Origin of the sequence: Amycolatopsis lurida (assembly GCF_900105055.1) — a bacterium.
GTDB classification, from domain to species: domain Bacteria; phylum Actinomycetota; class Actinomycetes; order Mycobacteriales; family Pseudonocardiaceae; genus Amycolatopsis; species Amycolatopsis lurida.
The window spans coordinates 6,151,397-6,165,706 of sequence record NZ_FNTA01000004.1; the positions used below are offsets into that span (position 1 = coordinate 6,151,397).

15 protein-coding genes are annotated in these 14,310 nt (G+C 64.5%); 4 read left to right on the top strand and 11 right to left on the bottom strand.

The window, feature by feature from the left end; all coding sequences use genetic code 11:
• Positions 1 to 134 precede the first annotated feature (134 nt).
• Together BLW75_RS42505 and BLW75_RS34540 are read right to left on the bottom strand one after the other, a co-directional pair.
• Positions 135 to 1,073, bottom strand: a complete 939-nt coding sequence (locus BLW75_RS42505) for a hypothetical protein (protein WP_143055396.1) — start codon at positions 1,071 to 1,073, stop codon at positions 135 to 137.
• 175 nt (positions 1,074 to 1,248) lie between these two features.
• Positions 1,249 to 2,238: an IS481 family transposase gene (locus BLW75_RS34540; RefSeq protein WP_091600074.1), complete on the bottom strand. Its 990-nt coding sequence runs from the start codon at positions 2,236 to 2,238 to the stop codon at positions 1,249 to 1,251.
• Positions 2,239 to 2,692: 454 nt separating this feature from the next.
• Here BLW75_RS34540 and BLW75_RS34545 point away from each other — a divergent pair, with 454 nt between their 5' ends.
• On the top strand, positions 2,693 to 3,430 hold the full coding sequence (locus tag BLW75_RS34545; RefSeq protein ID WP_158005451.1) for a peptidase inhibitor family I36 protein: 738 nt from the start codon (positions 2,693 to 2,695) through the stop codon (positions 3,428 to 3,430).
• A 181-nt stretch (positions 3,431 to 3,611) separates the two neighbouring features.
• Here the strand turns inward: BLW75_RS34545 and BLW75_RS34550 are convergent, their stop codons facing one another.
• Entirely contained in the window at positions 3,612 to 4,013 is a 402-nt protein-coding gene (locus BLW75_RS34550; protein WP_091598952.1) for a hypothetical protein, read from the bottom strand.
• A 407-nt stretch (positions 4,014 to 4,420) separates the two neighbouring features.
• On the opposite strand from BLW75_RS34550, the gene BLW75_RS34555 reads away from it, so the two are divergent.
• Together BLW75_RS34555 and BLW75_RS34560 are read left to right on the top strand one after the other, a co-directional pair.
• A complete protein-coding gene (locus BLW75_RS34555) occupies positions 4,421 to 4,786 on the top strand; it encodes a hypothetical protein (RefSeq protein WP_241784183.1) in 366 nt (121 codons plus the stop codon).
• Between the two features lie 190 nt (positions 4,787 to 4,976).
• Positions 4,977 to 5,792, top strand: a complete 816-nt coding sequence (locus tag BLW75_RS34560) for a hypothetical protein (RefSeq protein ID WP_143055398.1) — start codon at positions 4,977 to 4,979, stop codon at positions 5,790 to 5,792.
• A gap of 22 nt (positions 5,793 to 5,814) precedes the next feature.
• On the opposite strand, the gene BLW75_RS34565 is transcribed toward BLW75_RS34560, so the two are convergent.
• The 7 genes from BLW75_RS34565 to BLW75_RS34595 all read right to left on the bottom strand — a co-directional run bounded on the left by BLW75_RS34565 (position 5,815) and on the right by BLW75_RS34595 (position 10,537).
• Entirely contained in the window at positions 5,815 to 6,579 is a 765-nt protein-coding gene (locus BLW75_RS34565; protein WP_034324382.1) for a hypothetical protein, read from the bottom strand.
• Between the two features lie 316 nt (positions 6,580 to 6,895).
• A complete protein-coding gene (locus tag BLW75_RS34570) occupies positions 6,896 to 7,183 on the bottom strand; it encodes a nucleotidyltransferase domain-containing protein (protein WP_143055399.1) in 288 nt (95 codons plus the stop codon).
• Complete coding sequence (locus BLW75_RS34575; protein ID WP_034324376.1) at positions 7,174 to 7,836, bottom strand: hypothetical protein; 663 nt, start codon at positions 7,834 to 7,836, stop codon at positions 7,174 to 7,176. Before BLW75_RS34575 ends, BLW75_RS34570 begins: the two co-directional genes overlap by 10 nt.
• Complete coding sequence (locus BLW75_RS34580) at positions 7,833 to 8,537, bottom strand: HNH endonuclease signature motif containing protein (RefSeq protein ID WP_091598954.1); 705 nt, start codon at positions 8,535 to 8,537, stop codon at positions 7,833 to 7,835. The genes BLW75_RS34575 and BLW75_RS34580 overlap by 4 nt, the downstream gene beginning before the upstream one ends.
• A gap of 317 nt (positions 8,538 to 8,854) precedes the next feature.
• Positions 8,855 to 9,427 carry an LPD29 domain-containing protein gene (locus BLW75_RS34585; protein ID WP_091598957.1) on the bottom strand — a complete coding sequence of 191 codons (573 nt, stop codon included), beginning with the start codon at positions 9,425 to 9,427 and terminating at the stop codon, positions 8,855 to 8,857.
• Positions 9,428 to 9,773: 346 nt separating this feature from the next.
• A complete protein-coding gene (locus BLW75_RS43015; protein ID WP_158005450.1) occupies positions 9,774 to 9,947 on the bottom strand; it encodes a hypothetical protein in 174 nt (57 codons plus the stop codon).
• A 143-nt stretch (positions 9,948 to 10,090) separates the two neighbouring features.
• Positions 10,091 to 10,537, bottom strand: a complete 447-nt coding sequence (locus BLW75_RS34595; protein WP_091598960.1) for a DUF6573 family protein — start codon at positions 10,535 to 10,537, stop codon at positions 10,091 to 10,093.
• 506 nt (positions 10,538 to 11,043) lie between these two features.
• Between BLW75_RS34595 and BLW75_RS34600 the strand changes: the two genes are divergently transcribed.
• Positions 11,044 to 12,156 (top strand): AAA family ATPase, encoded by a 1,113-nt coding sequence (locus tag BLW75_RS34600; RefSeq protein ID WP_241784181.1) that lies wholly within the window; start codon positions 11,044 to 11,046, stop codon positions 12,154 to 12,156.
• Positions 12,157 to 12,282: 126 nt separating this feature from the next.
• Here the strand turns inward: BLW75_RS34600 and BLW75_RS34605 are convergent, their stop codons facing one another.
• Entirely contained in the window at positions 12,283 to 13,818 is a 1,536-nt protein-coding gene (locus BLW75_RS34605) for a zinc-ribbon domain-containing protein (protein ID WP_198935865.1), read from the bottom strand.
• Between the last annotated feature and the right edge of the window lie 492 nt (positions 13,819 to 14,310).

The following is a 14,310-nucleotide window of genomic DNA, read 5'->3' on the forward strand; positions in this document are numbered from 1 at the left end:
TCCCGGCAGCGCGGCCCGCAGGGCCGCGCCTTGAACAAGTAAAGAAACTCTCGACACAAGTCGGGCTCAGCAGCGTATCGGCTCAGCAGCGTGTCGAGGTTCACCTGATGCCTGCCACCAGCGTTTGGTGCGGCTCAGCTTGGGGTGTCGGAGTGGCGTTTGCTGCCGCGGCCACGGATCCGACTGGCTGCTTGCACACAGAACGGGAAGATCGCGGCGGCGACGCCGATGAGGACGCCGGAGAGAAACTGATAGTTCTGTCTGAGCGCTTCCTCAGTGAGCAGAACGTAGCTGACGTCGACTGCTTGGGCTCTGCCTTGGTCGGAATCCCACACGAGCTTTCCCGCGTCGGAGGCTGGTGGGGAGGTGAAGTCGATGCGAACTGGTTCGCGTTGAGCATCGACGCGGACGCGGACACCTGGCTGGTCAGCGACAGGGTCGGCGGTGACGCAGCTGCTATTGATGATAGCCATAGCTGGAGTGAACTCCAGGATTGCCTCGCGGTCCTCGATTCCTTTCGCTCCTGCTGGTCGAGCGCAGGCCAGCGGCCAGAACAGGGTGGGTAGTGATCCGGCGATTCTGGCTCGGTCTTTGACGAGCAGGTTTTCACGGAAGTGAAGACATACTGAGCGAGCCAGTCGGGTCCCCCAGTACTCGCTCCCGCAGTTGGAGGTGGTGGTGGTTGTCGTTGACCGCACTAGGTTGACCACGCCGACTTGCCGATCGATGGTGGAGGAAGGATCATGTTCGGTTTCGAAGTAATCGAAGCCGGTTGATTCGGCGTCGTTTTGAGTGATCAATGCCCGGTTGTAGAGGTTGACTTGCACCGCGATGGGTTCGTCGTTGCGTGGGTTGTCGGTCCAGACCGTCAAGGCGGCCTCGTTGAGGGCGTTGCCAGTGAAGGTGAGTGTGGCTGAGATGGGGATTCCAGCGGGACCAGACACGAAAATCAAGCCCCGTGAGGCTTCGTCGTCGTAGGCAGCAGGTACGGGCATGCCCGGACGGCCTTCCTGGTAAAGCCACCATGAGTTGACACCGATTGCCGCGGTCAACACGAACAGAACGACGGTCAATGTGGTCCAGCCTGCTGAGCTGGTCCGCGTGGCACGTTGAGCATCGGGTGCGCTGGCTCGGCGTGGTGTTGGCTTGCGGTGTATCCGCAGGTTGTCAGGTTGGATCCGTAAGGAACCCCGCCTGAGTGGCTGGTGGTGATCGTGGTGGCGCATGGCCTGACACCTTAAAGCGTGCCTAGGTGTATTGGCCTGAGAGGTTGGGGACGCGGCTGGCGGGTGGTTTGCCGTCGAGTGCGGTGTGGCCGCGGTGGTGATTGTAGGTGTGCAGCCGGTGTGGGTAGGCGTCGCGGCGTTCGGTTTCGGAGCGGTAGGGGCGGGCGTAGGCCCATTCCTCGAGCAGGGTGCGGTTGAACCGTTCGACTTTGCCGTTGGTCTGGGGCCGGTAAGGGCGGGTGCGTTTGTGGGTGATGTCCGCGTCGCGCAGCGTGTCGCGCCAGAGGCGGGATTTGTAGCAGGCCCCGTTGTCGGTGAGGACCCGTGTGACGGTGATGCCGTTGCTGGTGAAGAAGGTCTGGGCGCGTTGCCAGAACGCGACCGCGGTCTCTTTCTTCTCGTCGGCCAGGATTTCGCTGTAGGCCAGGCGGGAGTGGTCGTCGACGGCGTTGTGCAGGTAGCTGGACCCGATCCTGGGTTTCCCGTGCCGGTAGCGGGCGGTGGTGGTGGCCTTCTTGTGCCGCACGCCGGTGGCGCGATCGAGGACGCGGTGCCCGCCGCCGTCGGGGATGTTGCCCAGCTTCTTGATATCCACATGGACCAGGTCGCCGGGCGCGGCGTGTTCGTAGCGGCGGACCGGCCGGCCGGTGGCCCGGTCCAGATGGGAGAGCCGGGCCAGGCCGTAGCGGCGCAGGACCGCGTGCACCGTGGACGGGTTCAGCCCGAGCAGGTAGGCGATCCGGGCCGGTCCCCACCGGCGCAGGACCCGGACCTTGATGATCCGCCGCTCGGTCCGGCTCGGGGTCCGCGACGGACAGCGATGCGGGCGGGACGAGCGATCGACCATCCCGGCCGGACCCTCCTCGCGGTAGCGGCCGGCCCACCGTTTCGCCGTGGACACCGCGACCTGGAACCGTTCCGCCGCCCGCCGCAACGGCCAGCCCTCGTCCACGACACACCGGGCCAGACGCAACCTTCCGGCAGGGGTCAACGGTGCGTTAGCGTGAGTCACGAGGGCCTCCAGGCAGCCGGTGCAGATGTCGCAATCCACACCGAACCCGGAGGCCCTCCCTCACACCAAGATCATCCGATCACGTGTCGCCCCGTACCCAACCTCCATGGTCAATACACCTAGGGCAGGGTGCGGGGCTTGTGTGGAGGCGAGTAGAGCCTGGCTGAGTGCCGCAGTTGCTCCGACGAGCGGCCAGCGGTATCGAGCTATCCCGCCGAGTCGATCAGCGGGTGTATTCCTTGTGCGCCAGTTGCCTGTCTCGTTTGTGTGATGACACGCCGCGTGTCGCGGGTGCCCGTTGGGCCGGAGAGAGGACGCCAGGTCGTGCTTGCCCGACCCTTTGATCACAGCACGTGACTGACTGGTCGCACCATGGGTGGAAGTGTCTCGGGATGTCCTGGACAAACGTGACATGGTTCTACGCTGGTCAGAGGGCATCGACCGGGGAGGCGTGATGCTTGCTGACGATTTCCGTCCTGGTGATATCGAGACCGCGGATGAGTTCGGGATGTTCCTGCGGCGGCTGCGGGGACGGTTGACGCAAGAGGCTTTGGCGCGGCATTCGGTGCTCGGCCACGTGGCGCTGTCGCGGCGGCGCGTGTCCTATATCGAGAACGGGACGTTGCCGACGGCTGAGCAGTTGCGCTGTTATCTGGGTGGCTGCGGCCAGCCGGAGCTGTTCGACGAGCTCGAGGCGGTTCGCTCCGGGCTGGCATGCGCGGCGTTGGCTGGGCAGGCAGGCGAGACGACAACGCCGGCGGGCGACACCCTCACCGCTGAGCGGTCGCCGCGGTTGTTGCCGAAGTGGCAGATCACCGCCGCTGCGGTGGTGATCGTGGCGGTGGGACTGGTGGTCGCGCTGGTGGTGCGGTCTCCCGATCCGCTGGGGCCGGCGAATCTGGCCAGTGCCGATGGGCCGGTGTCCGGGAGTGGATCGCCGAGCTGCGCGCAGGGTTTCGTGTGTTTTTGGAGTGAGTCTGGGTTCACGGGAACGAAGATTCAGTTGGATCCGGATTGGGCGACCGGCAGTCACTGTATTCGGCTTCCGTTCGCGGCCCGCTCGTTGGTGAACAACAGTCGCGAGCGGCAGCGCGGATTTGCCAATAGTGATTGCACCGGCACGGGGACGGTGTTGCAGCATGGCGGGGGTGTTGAGCCGTCAGTTGAGGTGAACGCGTACAAGCATTCGTAGGCATCCTCGGCAATCGGCCGGGCAGCTCGCGGGGAAGGGCGCGATAGGTGCCTTCGGCCGTGTTAGTTGCCGGGTGTGTCGGGCACGGTGACCACCTGGCTTCCGGATCACCGTCGTTGTGGCCCTGGGCGCACGCAGGGAGGGGGTACCGGGGCATTGACCCCGGTACCCCGCTTGGCCGTCAGCGACAGACCAGTCCCTGGAGCATGACGATCTCGTCGGTCCGGAACTTGTACCGCTTTCCGCTGTTGACTAGCGTGTAGTTGTAGCTCGGGCCGAGCCCGTTGATGTATCGGACCGACGTGGCGCGGGCCGTGCAGTTTCCGGTGACCACGAAACCGTCGTAGTCGATGTTCGGATTGGTTCCGCGGCCGGCGGGCACGGTGGTGTTATGGAAACCGTTGTCCTCGATGTAGGCGATCTGTGGCCTGGAGGTCTTGTTCTGTAGCCCACCGCAGAGCTTTCCCTGCGGGTGTCGCCAACAGTCGTCGGCGGTCACCCCGGCTGACGCGGTTCCCGACACGGCCACCTGTCCGGCGAATGCCATGGCCAGCACCGCTGCCAGCCCCAGTACTTTCCGCATTGTCGTCCCCTTCGCTTGGTCGTACCTCTGGGCTGCAAGATTTACCGGGGATGGGCGTCCCGATACAGGTGAGGCAGTGTCCGGACATGTCACGACATGTCCGGACACCGTCGCCCCCTGCACGGGTTCACCTGCGGTCGAATGCGGCAGACCAGCGAATCGGCGTGGGTGATGGTTGTCGATCCCACCTATGTTTCGGTGACAGGCGTGCACGAGCGAGGCGCGTACTGTGCGGCCAGCCACAAGTACCGGAGGTAGCGGTGGCTCTACGTGATCCATGCCGGTGAGTCTTCATCGCGCGGAGTTTCTTTTAATGAAACGAATTGCAAATTTCGTAATATGTGATGATACTGATTCTTGTGACAAGGCGAGACATCATAGACGACTTAGTCGATATCGTGTACCCGATGCCTGATCTGCCGGCTGATGATGCAGGCGAGGCTGTACAAGACGGGCGTGACGGAGTGGAAGCCCGGCGGCGCGGGTTCGAGGAATCCTTGCGGCTGGCCGAGGAAAAGGCCGGCTACTGCTACGACCCGCTGCTGAGCGAGATCAGTCGGGCGCGCAAGGAGATGCGCGAGGCTGAGCAAAAGATGCGGCTGCTGGTGGCCTATGGCCGCGAGTTCATTAGCCCGCGACCTTACCAACTCAAAGACCTTGCCGCCGCGGCCGGCTATTCAGTCTCGGGTACCCGTAGTGCCTACAACGAGGATGAGATCAGCGATGTGGCGGCTCGCGTCGGTCGTCTGCCGCGCTCCCAGCGGGGAGCGTGACGGCATTGACTGGCCGCGATCAGGGGGTGATTGTCCATGACGCTGTTCGCGTCCCCGCTGTAGGACGAGTACATCGCTCCGCCGCGCGCGGGACATTGACCCTCTAAAGCGGGCCCGTGCGGACCGAGGTGAAGCTTGCCCACAACCGACAGTCCGTGTAGCGTGTACACGGAACACGAAGGTGGGGATCATGGACTTTACGACACTGCTGCCGACGCTCAGGCCGCGCGGTGAACAGCTCGACAGTGACGCTGAGCTTGCCAAGCTGATGGAACAGGATGAGCGCTGGGACGACGAGGGCGTCGAGGAGATTGAGTCCTATGAGGCGGGCGGTCTGGCGACGGCCGCTTTCCGTGCGCCGTCAGGGCTGGTGGTGGGTGTCCGGGAGTTCCGTCATACCGAGGAACAGAAAAAGCGCGGCGACGAGCTGGTTGAAAAGTACCGCGCCGAGGGCATCGAACTGGTGATGCCGTTGGCGAACATCGTCGGCCAGGGCGACGACGCGGAAACAGTGGCGGTGTATGGCGGTTACGACACGGAGGACTCGGCGGTCCAGGACGCTCGGCGCATCCTGCTGGAATCAGTGATCGACCGGGACGTGTTTTCTCAAGCAGCCGGATGGAACACCGAAGTCGTGGTCCTCGCCCGCGGCGTGGACGCGTTCACCATCTTTCGCACCCATGTCGACGAGCGAGTCGATGTGACGATGGTGGAGAACGTGCTGTGGGCGTACGCCCAGTACGCAGAGGCTGTTGATGCGCTGGCGACCGACCTCACGTCTCATAAGCGAATTCGGGATTTCCCTCCGATGACACCGAAAATCATCGACGCGTGGCTGCGGCGCGAGTCGGCGCAAGCCCTTGCCGGTCAGGCTCGTGTGTCCCTGGACGGCGCGCTGAGGGCCTTCAGCTATCAGCCGAGCATGTCTGTCGCGGACCTGGCGCGCAGCCTGCACACTGATCGCGGCAACCTCTCGCGCCTGATTTCCAAAGCAGCCAAGGGATAACGCGGTGCCCCGTCTGACCCTGTCAGGCGGAGACGCGGTGGAGGGACGTTCCGGCCCAGAGAGCGACACCGTCGTAGCGCGATTCGCGGCATCTGCTGCGGAACCAGTCGGCCGGTGGCCGATGCGCTCCGGCGTCCCAGTTGCGTTCGTGGGCAACAAAGTCGATTGTGCAGTCGATGAGCTGGAGGTAGACGGCGGCCAGCCCGCGGGCGAATCCGGCTGGTAGGCTCGGCTTGTGGGCGTCGGATTGCCATGGATACCAGCCTTCGCTGTCCATGTCCTGTGCGGCGGCGCTGGCGTTCTCGACGAGGGCGTAGTGCGCTGCGGCGTTTCGGGCTCGTCGGCTCGCGGTGATGTAGGCGAGGAGCTTGTCGCGGTCGGCCGCTGGCGACGTCTGTCGGACGGTGGTCCATCCGAGTGGGGTGATGCCTTTCCATCTGGCGGGGAAAGCGGCTTCCCACCGCGATGTGAGCGGCGCGGCGAGCAACTGATGGCTGATCATGTGTGCGTCGACGGCGGACGGCCAGTGCGCGCCGGTGGTCTTGTGGCCGCCAGGTCCGCGCCAGTTGGTTTGGCTCGCGGCGCTGGTGAGGTCGGCGATGAGCCGTTCCCACGCGCCGACTGCGGCGAGCACGGTGAACGGGTTGAGCGAGGATCGCGGTTGCGGTCCCCGGACTGGTTGTTCGGAGTGGATCGCTATGAGATCGAGCGCGGTGCGGATATTGCGCCGTGCCGCCTGGCTTACTTGCGAGAAGCGGTCCTCAGTCAGCTGCGTGTTCGGCGGCATGTGGCGAGGCTACCGACAGGCGGTGGGCGGTCTTCGCCGCCGTAGTGGCGGGAGACGGCGATTTTCGGCTCCCCGAAGGGTGCCCGGTTGTCGGGCATCGTCGATCTGGTGATCGAGATCGACGAACAGGGCGCCCAGCATCGACAAGCTGCGGTTCGCGCATCTGGCTGGTGGGGTGCCGATTTGGGTGTGCTGGCCTCCCCGCCCGGTACGCCGGATCTCGGGTGTGCACGTGATCGACTTAACCGAACTATTGCCGTTAACCACCCGTCTCGGGCTCGGCGGAAGAGACCGGGGGCGGAGTCCAGTCGGATGGTTACGGCGGTTGCAGTAGCACCGCCCCGGTGACCTCGATGAAGCGGTAGTCGCGTTCTTCGTCCGCGGTCATCGCGATGAAGTGCAGCGGCGGCAGCGTCGCTTCCCACAGGCGCATGCGGTACAGGTCGGTGACGTGCTGGGGGTCGGTGTAGATGATCAGCACGTCGAGGTCTCGAGGGTGTTCGGTGCGCAGCATGGATCCGAAGACCCAGAGTTGCAGGTCGGGCAACTGCGTCGCGCATGTGCACAGCTCGTCGAGGATCGGCCAACGCTGTTTTAAGTCCATGGCTCGCGCAGCGTGCGGACGAAATCGTTCATGGTGAGGAGCTTGATGCCAGCGTCGCGGGCTGTTGCCGACACACGATCGCTGAAGCCCTGGGCATTGGGGCTGGTGGCGATAAACGCGTCGGGCGCAAGGGTGGGGTGTTGGTCTAATGCGGTGGTGAAGTCGCGGTCGGTGACTTCGTATTCGTCGCTGGTGATGATCGTGAGTGGGCGGAGTCTGCCGAGGCGTTGGAGCAGCCAGGCTCGGTGTCCTTTGCGTAGTACGCGGGTGACTGCGCGTGACGTGCTCATGCGTGTACGCAGGTATTTCTCTTCGCGGTGTTGGTAGGTGCCGATGTCGTCGCGGTCGTGGAGCGCGCCGTTGAGGTCGCCGAAGGTGCCGATGTATATGCCGCGTTTGCTGGTCAGATCGTAGGCGTCGGGGTAGCTCAGTTGGCTACTGAGAAACGTGATGATCATCTGCGTTTGGGGTAGTTCGTGCAGCACGCGGAACACCACGTTCGCGTCAATATCCCTAATGGTGGACCGGTCGCAGCAGTAGGCGACGGCGTTGGGGCGTCCTGGACGTGTGACGACCAAGCCGTGGTCGCTGACGGGTGTTACGACGCGTTTGTCGTCGCGGAGCTTCTGGACCACCCAGTCGCGGCTGTTCACTGCTCGTCCACCAGGATTGTGGCCATCGCCGGCGGGAACCGGGTCGACCCGGCGGTCCAGTCGCCCTGGAGGTGACGCTCTTCAAATTCCTGCGCGTGGATCGCCCACGTGTGGAATGTGGTCTTCTCCTGCGTGGTGAGCAGATGGCGGTTGGCGTGCAGCACCCGCTGAAGCTGCTGGTTGTTGGGGATGATCGCGGCGGCGACGTGCCGCTGCCACTGATCGGCGCGGTCGTCGTCGAAGTCTCCGGAGCGGGGGCCGTAGCGGTCGAACACGGCCTTATTGGCTTCGAGCAGCGGTTCGATGTGGGCGCGGGCATCGACTCGTGTGTCGAATATGGGGGTGCCGAAGGCTTGGGCTCGGGCTTTCTGACTGCGCTGCTTCCACTCGTGCAGCAGGGTGGCTGGGTAGGCGTGTGAAGCCTTGTCGATCATGGTGTGGCAGGTTGGGCACAGTAGGAGAATGTTCTCTGGCTGTGCCCGGTCGGAGTCGGTGAGCTCGGGATCCTCGTCGGCTCGGGGACCACCGGTTTGCGCGGGGATGATGTGGGCGAGCTCGCCGAGGTGCAGCCGTTGCTGTTCGATGAGAACGTGCAGGTCGGCGCGGCATTGCGGGTTTTGGCAGTGTCCGCCGGATTCGGACCACAGCAGGTTCTTGGCCGGTGTGGACAGGTCCAGCCGTTTGGTCGTGCCGCCGGCCATGTCACCAGCCCTTCCAAAACGACGAACAGGTGTTTGCGCAGGTCGACGGAGGCGGGTGTTGGGTGTGGCGCACGTGTTCGGTTGCCTGCGTGGTGACCATGGATCGACGCTAGCACCCAGTGGAGGGGACGGCGGTAGTCGAGGCGAGGCCCGGAGGGGTTGGCCTGCCCGAATGCGGCGGGTTCGACGCCTGACGCGTTCGGTCCGCGGTGTGGGGCTTCGCGCTGGCAGTGGTGATCGGGATGCTGCCAAGAGCGCCCCGATCACCCGATGTCCGCAGGGTCAGCTGGGAGTGTCGATGGTGTAGCCGGTTGGTGCTAGTAGTCGGTGTCGTCGGCCAGTCGCCAGATGGCGTTGTAGACGGTCGAGTAGTCGCCGTAGTGCCAGCGGGTGCCTTCCGGGATGGGGTCGTCGAGGGGGCCCTCAGGCGCCATGCGGCAGTCTTTGCGAACTTTCGCGGCGAGTTCGGCGGTGAACTCGTCGGACAGCTGGCGGCTGGTGGAGACGTGAGTGGCGCAGAAGTGCACCAGCTCGGCCTGGTGGCAGCAGCGGGAGGCGTGGAGGCCGTTGTTGTCGTCGAGGTCGCAGCCGTAAGTGCGGGCTACGCGCGGCCCGTGTTCGGGGCAGTACCAGGAGTCGGCGGAGTAGGCGCAGTCGGTCATGCTCTCGAACCGGCCGCTTTGGAACGCGTAGACGACCTGGTCGACGTCCTTGGTGGTGGGGCCGTCAGTCCAGCCGACGTAGACCGACGAGCCGCCGGCGTAGCGGGAGATCCGGACTGAAAATTTGGTGTCTGGGAAGGTCTTTTTGAGTTCTTTGCGGACGAGTTTCGCGACGTCGGCGGTGTCGATAAACCGGGATTCGGTGATGGGAACGTCGTTGCTGTTCATGGGTTTCTCTCCTCACGTTGTTTCCCCTTGGTGGTGGGGGCCGGTTTTTCGCAGCTCGGCGCGAGAAAGGGATGTCCAGCGGTACTCTTGGCGCGAAAAGTTTTCGCCCGGCTCAACCGTCGACGGTGAGGAGAGAACAATGCGGTTGAGTCGGAACCAGCGAAAAGTTTCCGGGCCGCCGCTTGACATCTCGGCGCGCCGAGACACGCTGCGATGCCCCCACCGCCTTGGGGAAACAACGCCCGAAGGTCAGCAGTGTGGAGACCGCCCGCGGTCGGAACTCCGCACCGGCCGCGCAGCGGACGCGTTGACTGTGCTAGTCCGCTGGCGGGCGTGTCGACAAACGTCAGCAGCCCGATGGTGGGCCGGGTGTGAGGTAGTCGCAGTGGCCGCTGGCGGTCACGCGGTAGTCGGCGTCGCCGCCGGCATAGCGGACCCGGACGCGTTTGCAGCCGCCGGGCAGGTCGGTGATGGCGATGATGTGCCCTGAGGCGAGAGCGAGTGTGCCCCGATAGATCAAGCATGTGACCGGATCGCCAACCTGGTACGGGAATCGATGGGGCATAACGGTTTTCTCCTAACTTGTGGTGTTTGTGGGCGATGTCGCCAGGGGGTGGGGTGTGGCGATCGGGAGCCCGCGAGGGTGCGGGCTCCCGACCGTGGTCATAGTTCGGTGAGGCCGGACAGGACGGTGATCACGGGCTCGGCGTCGTCGCCGGGGCCGAAGTTCGCGTAGAGCGTGACGTGGTGGCTGCGGCCTTGGCCACGGCGCGGGGTGACACGGACGGTGAAGCTGAGGGTGTGGTCGTTGGGGTTGGTGTGGGCGCGGATGGCGGCGTGGAGCGCGAGTAAGACGCTGCGTTCGCGGTCGCGTCGGGTCTGGTGGATGTGCGCGCGGTCCTCGTCGGTCGTGTCCCAGTTGATGAAGCCTTCGAAGACTGAGCGGGTGTAGGCCAGAGGCCAGCGGAAGCCCGTCTGCTTCAGCAAATCGGTGTCGGCTTCGACGAGTTCGCCGTCGCGTAGGGCGTCGGCGCGGGTGTAGGCGTGGATGATCTCCCATCCGTTGAAGCCGGCCGGGTCCTGCTGCTGTTGGTCGTTGTTGTCGGTCATGTCATCTCTCCTCACGTTGTTTTCCCCTTGGTGGTGGGGGCCGGTTTTTCGCAGCTCGGCGCGAGAAAAGGATGTCAAGCGGTACTCGTGGCGTGGGAAGTTTTCGCCCGGCTCAACCGTCGACAGTGAGGAGAGAAACAGGGACGGTGGAGACGGGCATCAGCGAAAAGTTTCCGCGCAGCCGCTTGACATCTCGGCGCGCCGAGGCACGCTGCGATGCCCCCGCCGCCGAAGGGGAAACAACACCCAACGGGTGTGAGAGCGCGGTCTGGAGGCCGCTTGCGGTCGCCAGGCAGGATCGGACGCGCAGCGACCGCCGCAGTAGTCACATTCAAATAATCGCGTCGTCAATGACTTGACGGCAGTGCCGACGTGTTTAAAAGTCTATTTTTGTAGAATTTTGACGAATTGGCGGCTATAGTGACAATGTAAGCGATTGGGGTGCCATGCTAATTCGGTTTGAAGTATCGAACTTTCGATCGATACGTGACCGTGTTGAGTTCTCAATGGTCGCGGTCGATCGCGAACGAGCCGCGGCGCGGGCGGTGTCAGGGCTGGGTGAGAGTCTGCTGACGGTTGCGGGGATCTTCGGGCCTAACGCTTCAGGTAAGTCCAGTGTCCTCGGCGCGATGGCGCACCTTCGCCGCGCTGTAGCGGAGTCGTTTCCGGCGCGAGAGGAAGCGTCGCTGATGCAGCCGTTCACGTTGCCTCGGGACGGTGCACGCGTTGGCGAGTTCGTGGTCGAGATGACCGTGGCCGGTGTCCGGTTCGAGTATCGCGTGACGCTCGAGAGCGGGCAGGTGCAGTACGAGGGGCTGTTCCACTATCCCGAGAGGAAACGCCGTCGCCTGTTTGAGCGCCGTGGTAGCGAGCTCACCCTTGCCAGGGGACTGGGCACTCTGGCGGTCGCGCGAGACCTGCTGGCACCGCAGGTGTTGGTGTTGTCGATCGCGCGGCAGGTCGGTCCGTCGCTGGTCGGTGACTTCGCCGAGGAGCTGCTGTCGATCCAGGTGTGGAACGCCTCCGATGACGGCTACGCGGCGGAGTGCTGGCGCGAGGCCGGCGGCGCTGCTATCGCGCTTGCGTTGATGAAGCTGGTCGACCCGGACGTCGACGAGATACTCGTCGATCAGCCAGCTGCTGCGGAGGGATCAAGCGGTGTCGCGATAGTTCGCCGCGGTTCCGGCCGCAGCATGGTGTGTGAGGTGGTGGACGAGTCGGGTGGTGTGCGCCGCTGGTTCTCGGTTGTGCCGTCGGTGGTTGCAGCGCTCACGAGCGGTGCGGTGGTGGTGGCCGATGACCTGGATGCGGGTATCCATCCCCTGGTCGTGGCTGAGTTGGTTCGCGTGTTCGGTGATCGGGTGGCGAACCCTAAGGGTGCGCAGTTGGTGTTCGCTTCTGCTCGCACGGGTCTGTTGAACCAGCTCAATCGGGACGAAGTGTGGTTTACCGAGAAGTCCGAGGAAGGTGTAACGAGGCTGGGGTCGCTCGCGGAGTTCGCGGGCGAACGGGTCCGTAAGTCGGAGAACGTGGAGCGGAGTTATCTGGCCGGCCGGTTCGGCGCGCTTCCCGAAGTTGGTGGTATGGCCCGCGAACTCGGTTCGGTCGTCGATGTCTGAGGAAAGGCAACACTTGAAAGGGGTGTTGGCTCCTGTCCGCGCTATGCACGCTGTGACGCACTCACTGTCTGAAAGACAACAACCCGAAGTGACGCTAGAGTCTGGTGGCCGCGAGCGGGTACCAGATCAGGTTGGATGCTCCGTGGATATTGCCTGGGATCGTGCGTCAACTGGGGTACGCGATGGTGTCGTCCACGCTTTGAGGCGGGTCATTACTGCCACGGGATCGGGTGCGGTGGCGTAGACAACGATCTCGGTGTAGCGGGTGTCGTCGATGCGCAGCGGTGGCAGCGGGTGTTCACGTAGTCGGGCCACGAGATAGCCGGCGGCAAGCAGGTCGAGCGATTTCGCGGTGTCGATGTCGATTTTGTCGGCGTGCCAGTAGGAGCCGTCGTATTCGATGGCGATCATGCGGCCGTCGCCGAGGTCGGCGGTGATGTCGACGAGCCAGCGGGCGCGGCGGGTGAAGGCGTCGCTGGTGACGGGCTGTCCTGAGGCGGCGTTGCCGAACACGGCTTGGGCTGCGGCGTGATGCTCGATTTCGACTTTCGACTTGCCTGTTTCCCGACATTGCGGGCAGCCGGAGCCTGACGCGCGGGAGGCGAGTGTCGCTTGCCAGGTGTGGTCAGGGTTGGTCGAGCACACCCAGGTCGGGGTGAAGGCTGTTTGCCCGCTGGGGCGGACTTGCCACGCGGTGAGAGGGTTGGTCGGTGCCCATTCGGCGGCGATCTCGGGATAGTGGAACGCTAGCGAGTCGAGGATGCTGCGGCACCGCGGACATCGCAGTCGTTGGCCGCCGTCGCGGCGGGCGGGGCTTTCCTGCCACTCGTGGCCGCAGTCGGGGTCACGCCACCAGATGTTCTTGCGCGAGTTGGGTGACACCGTGGCCAGGCGGATCTTTCCGTTCTTTTCCGGATGCCACTGCGCGGCGAGCTCTCGGTTGATCCGGTACGCGGCTGGATCGACTTGGGCTTGGTCGCGCTGCTGCTGTCGGGTCTCGTTTCCCCGGCACACCGGGCAACCGGAGTCCAGGTAAGTCAGCGGGCTGACTCGTGGGTGGTGGCCTTGAGGGCAGCGGAATTTGCGCAGCCGGCCTCTGGCGACGGTGACGGTGGCGGGGTCGGCTTCGTCGTCCCACGCGGCCAGCAGTTCCGGAACCTCGGTGATCGGGGTGATCTGGTAGCGGGCGTATTGCGCTTTCCACTCGGCTCTGCGTTTGGCTTCGCAGTCCGGGCAGCGCGCTGCGGTGACCATGTCCCGGACTCGGCTGGTGAACTCGAGTTCGCAGTCGGGGCAGCGCCAGTGCGCGGTGCGGGTCGCGCGGATAGTGGCGGTGTCCCACGCGGATTGGTCGTTGCGGTCGTGGTCCCACCACTCGAGTACGCGGAGCCCGGAGTCTTTGAGCAGGTCTTTGGTTCTGGGGCCGGACACGTTGGTGGTTTGCCGTTCGCGCCGGGGGTTGGTTTGACAGGAGCAGCCGAACCCGATATCGCCCAGGCGTAGGGCTGAGATCCGGTCGCAGTAGACGCACTGCACGCGGTGCGGATCACCCGAGAGGGAGAGGCCATCGAGCTGCTCGAGGTAGCGGTAGCCGTGCTCGTGCGCATGCTGGCGCGCGTGCTCAGGTCCGGTGGGTGTGGGCAGCGCGTATGCGCTTTGCATGGCGCGGGATGATGTTGCCCAGCTTCGCCAGTAGCACGCCCGGCAGGTTGCTTCGCCGGTTCGGTTTTTCTCGAGTGTGTATTCGAGCCGGTAGTGGGCGATACATCCGCAAGTGAGGCATTGGGTGAGTCGCCACGCGGTGGGGGTGGTGAACGGTTCAAGCGGCTCCAGGCCACCGCGACGCAAGATCTCGGTGATGTGCGGATCACACCATGCCGGCTTGGATCTCGTTCTAAACGCCGCTGGCCTGGAGCAATCCGCCGCTGAGCACTGCTGGGAGATCGTGACCACCGGATGATCGTGCCACAGGGCTGTCCGGCTCGGGAGCAATGACGAGGGCAGGGTGACGGGCGTGAGCGAGCGAAGACCGGTGCGAACATAGGTTGCGTCACCTCATCGCGCTGCTCGCCATGCGCGAGGCGGCCAACGTGTGAACGCTTCGCAGCGCCTGGCGGCGTGATCTCATCGCATGGCAGCCGGAGCCATGCCGTA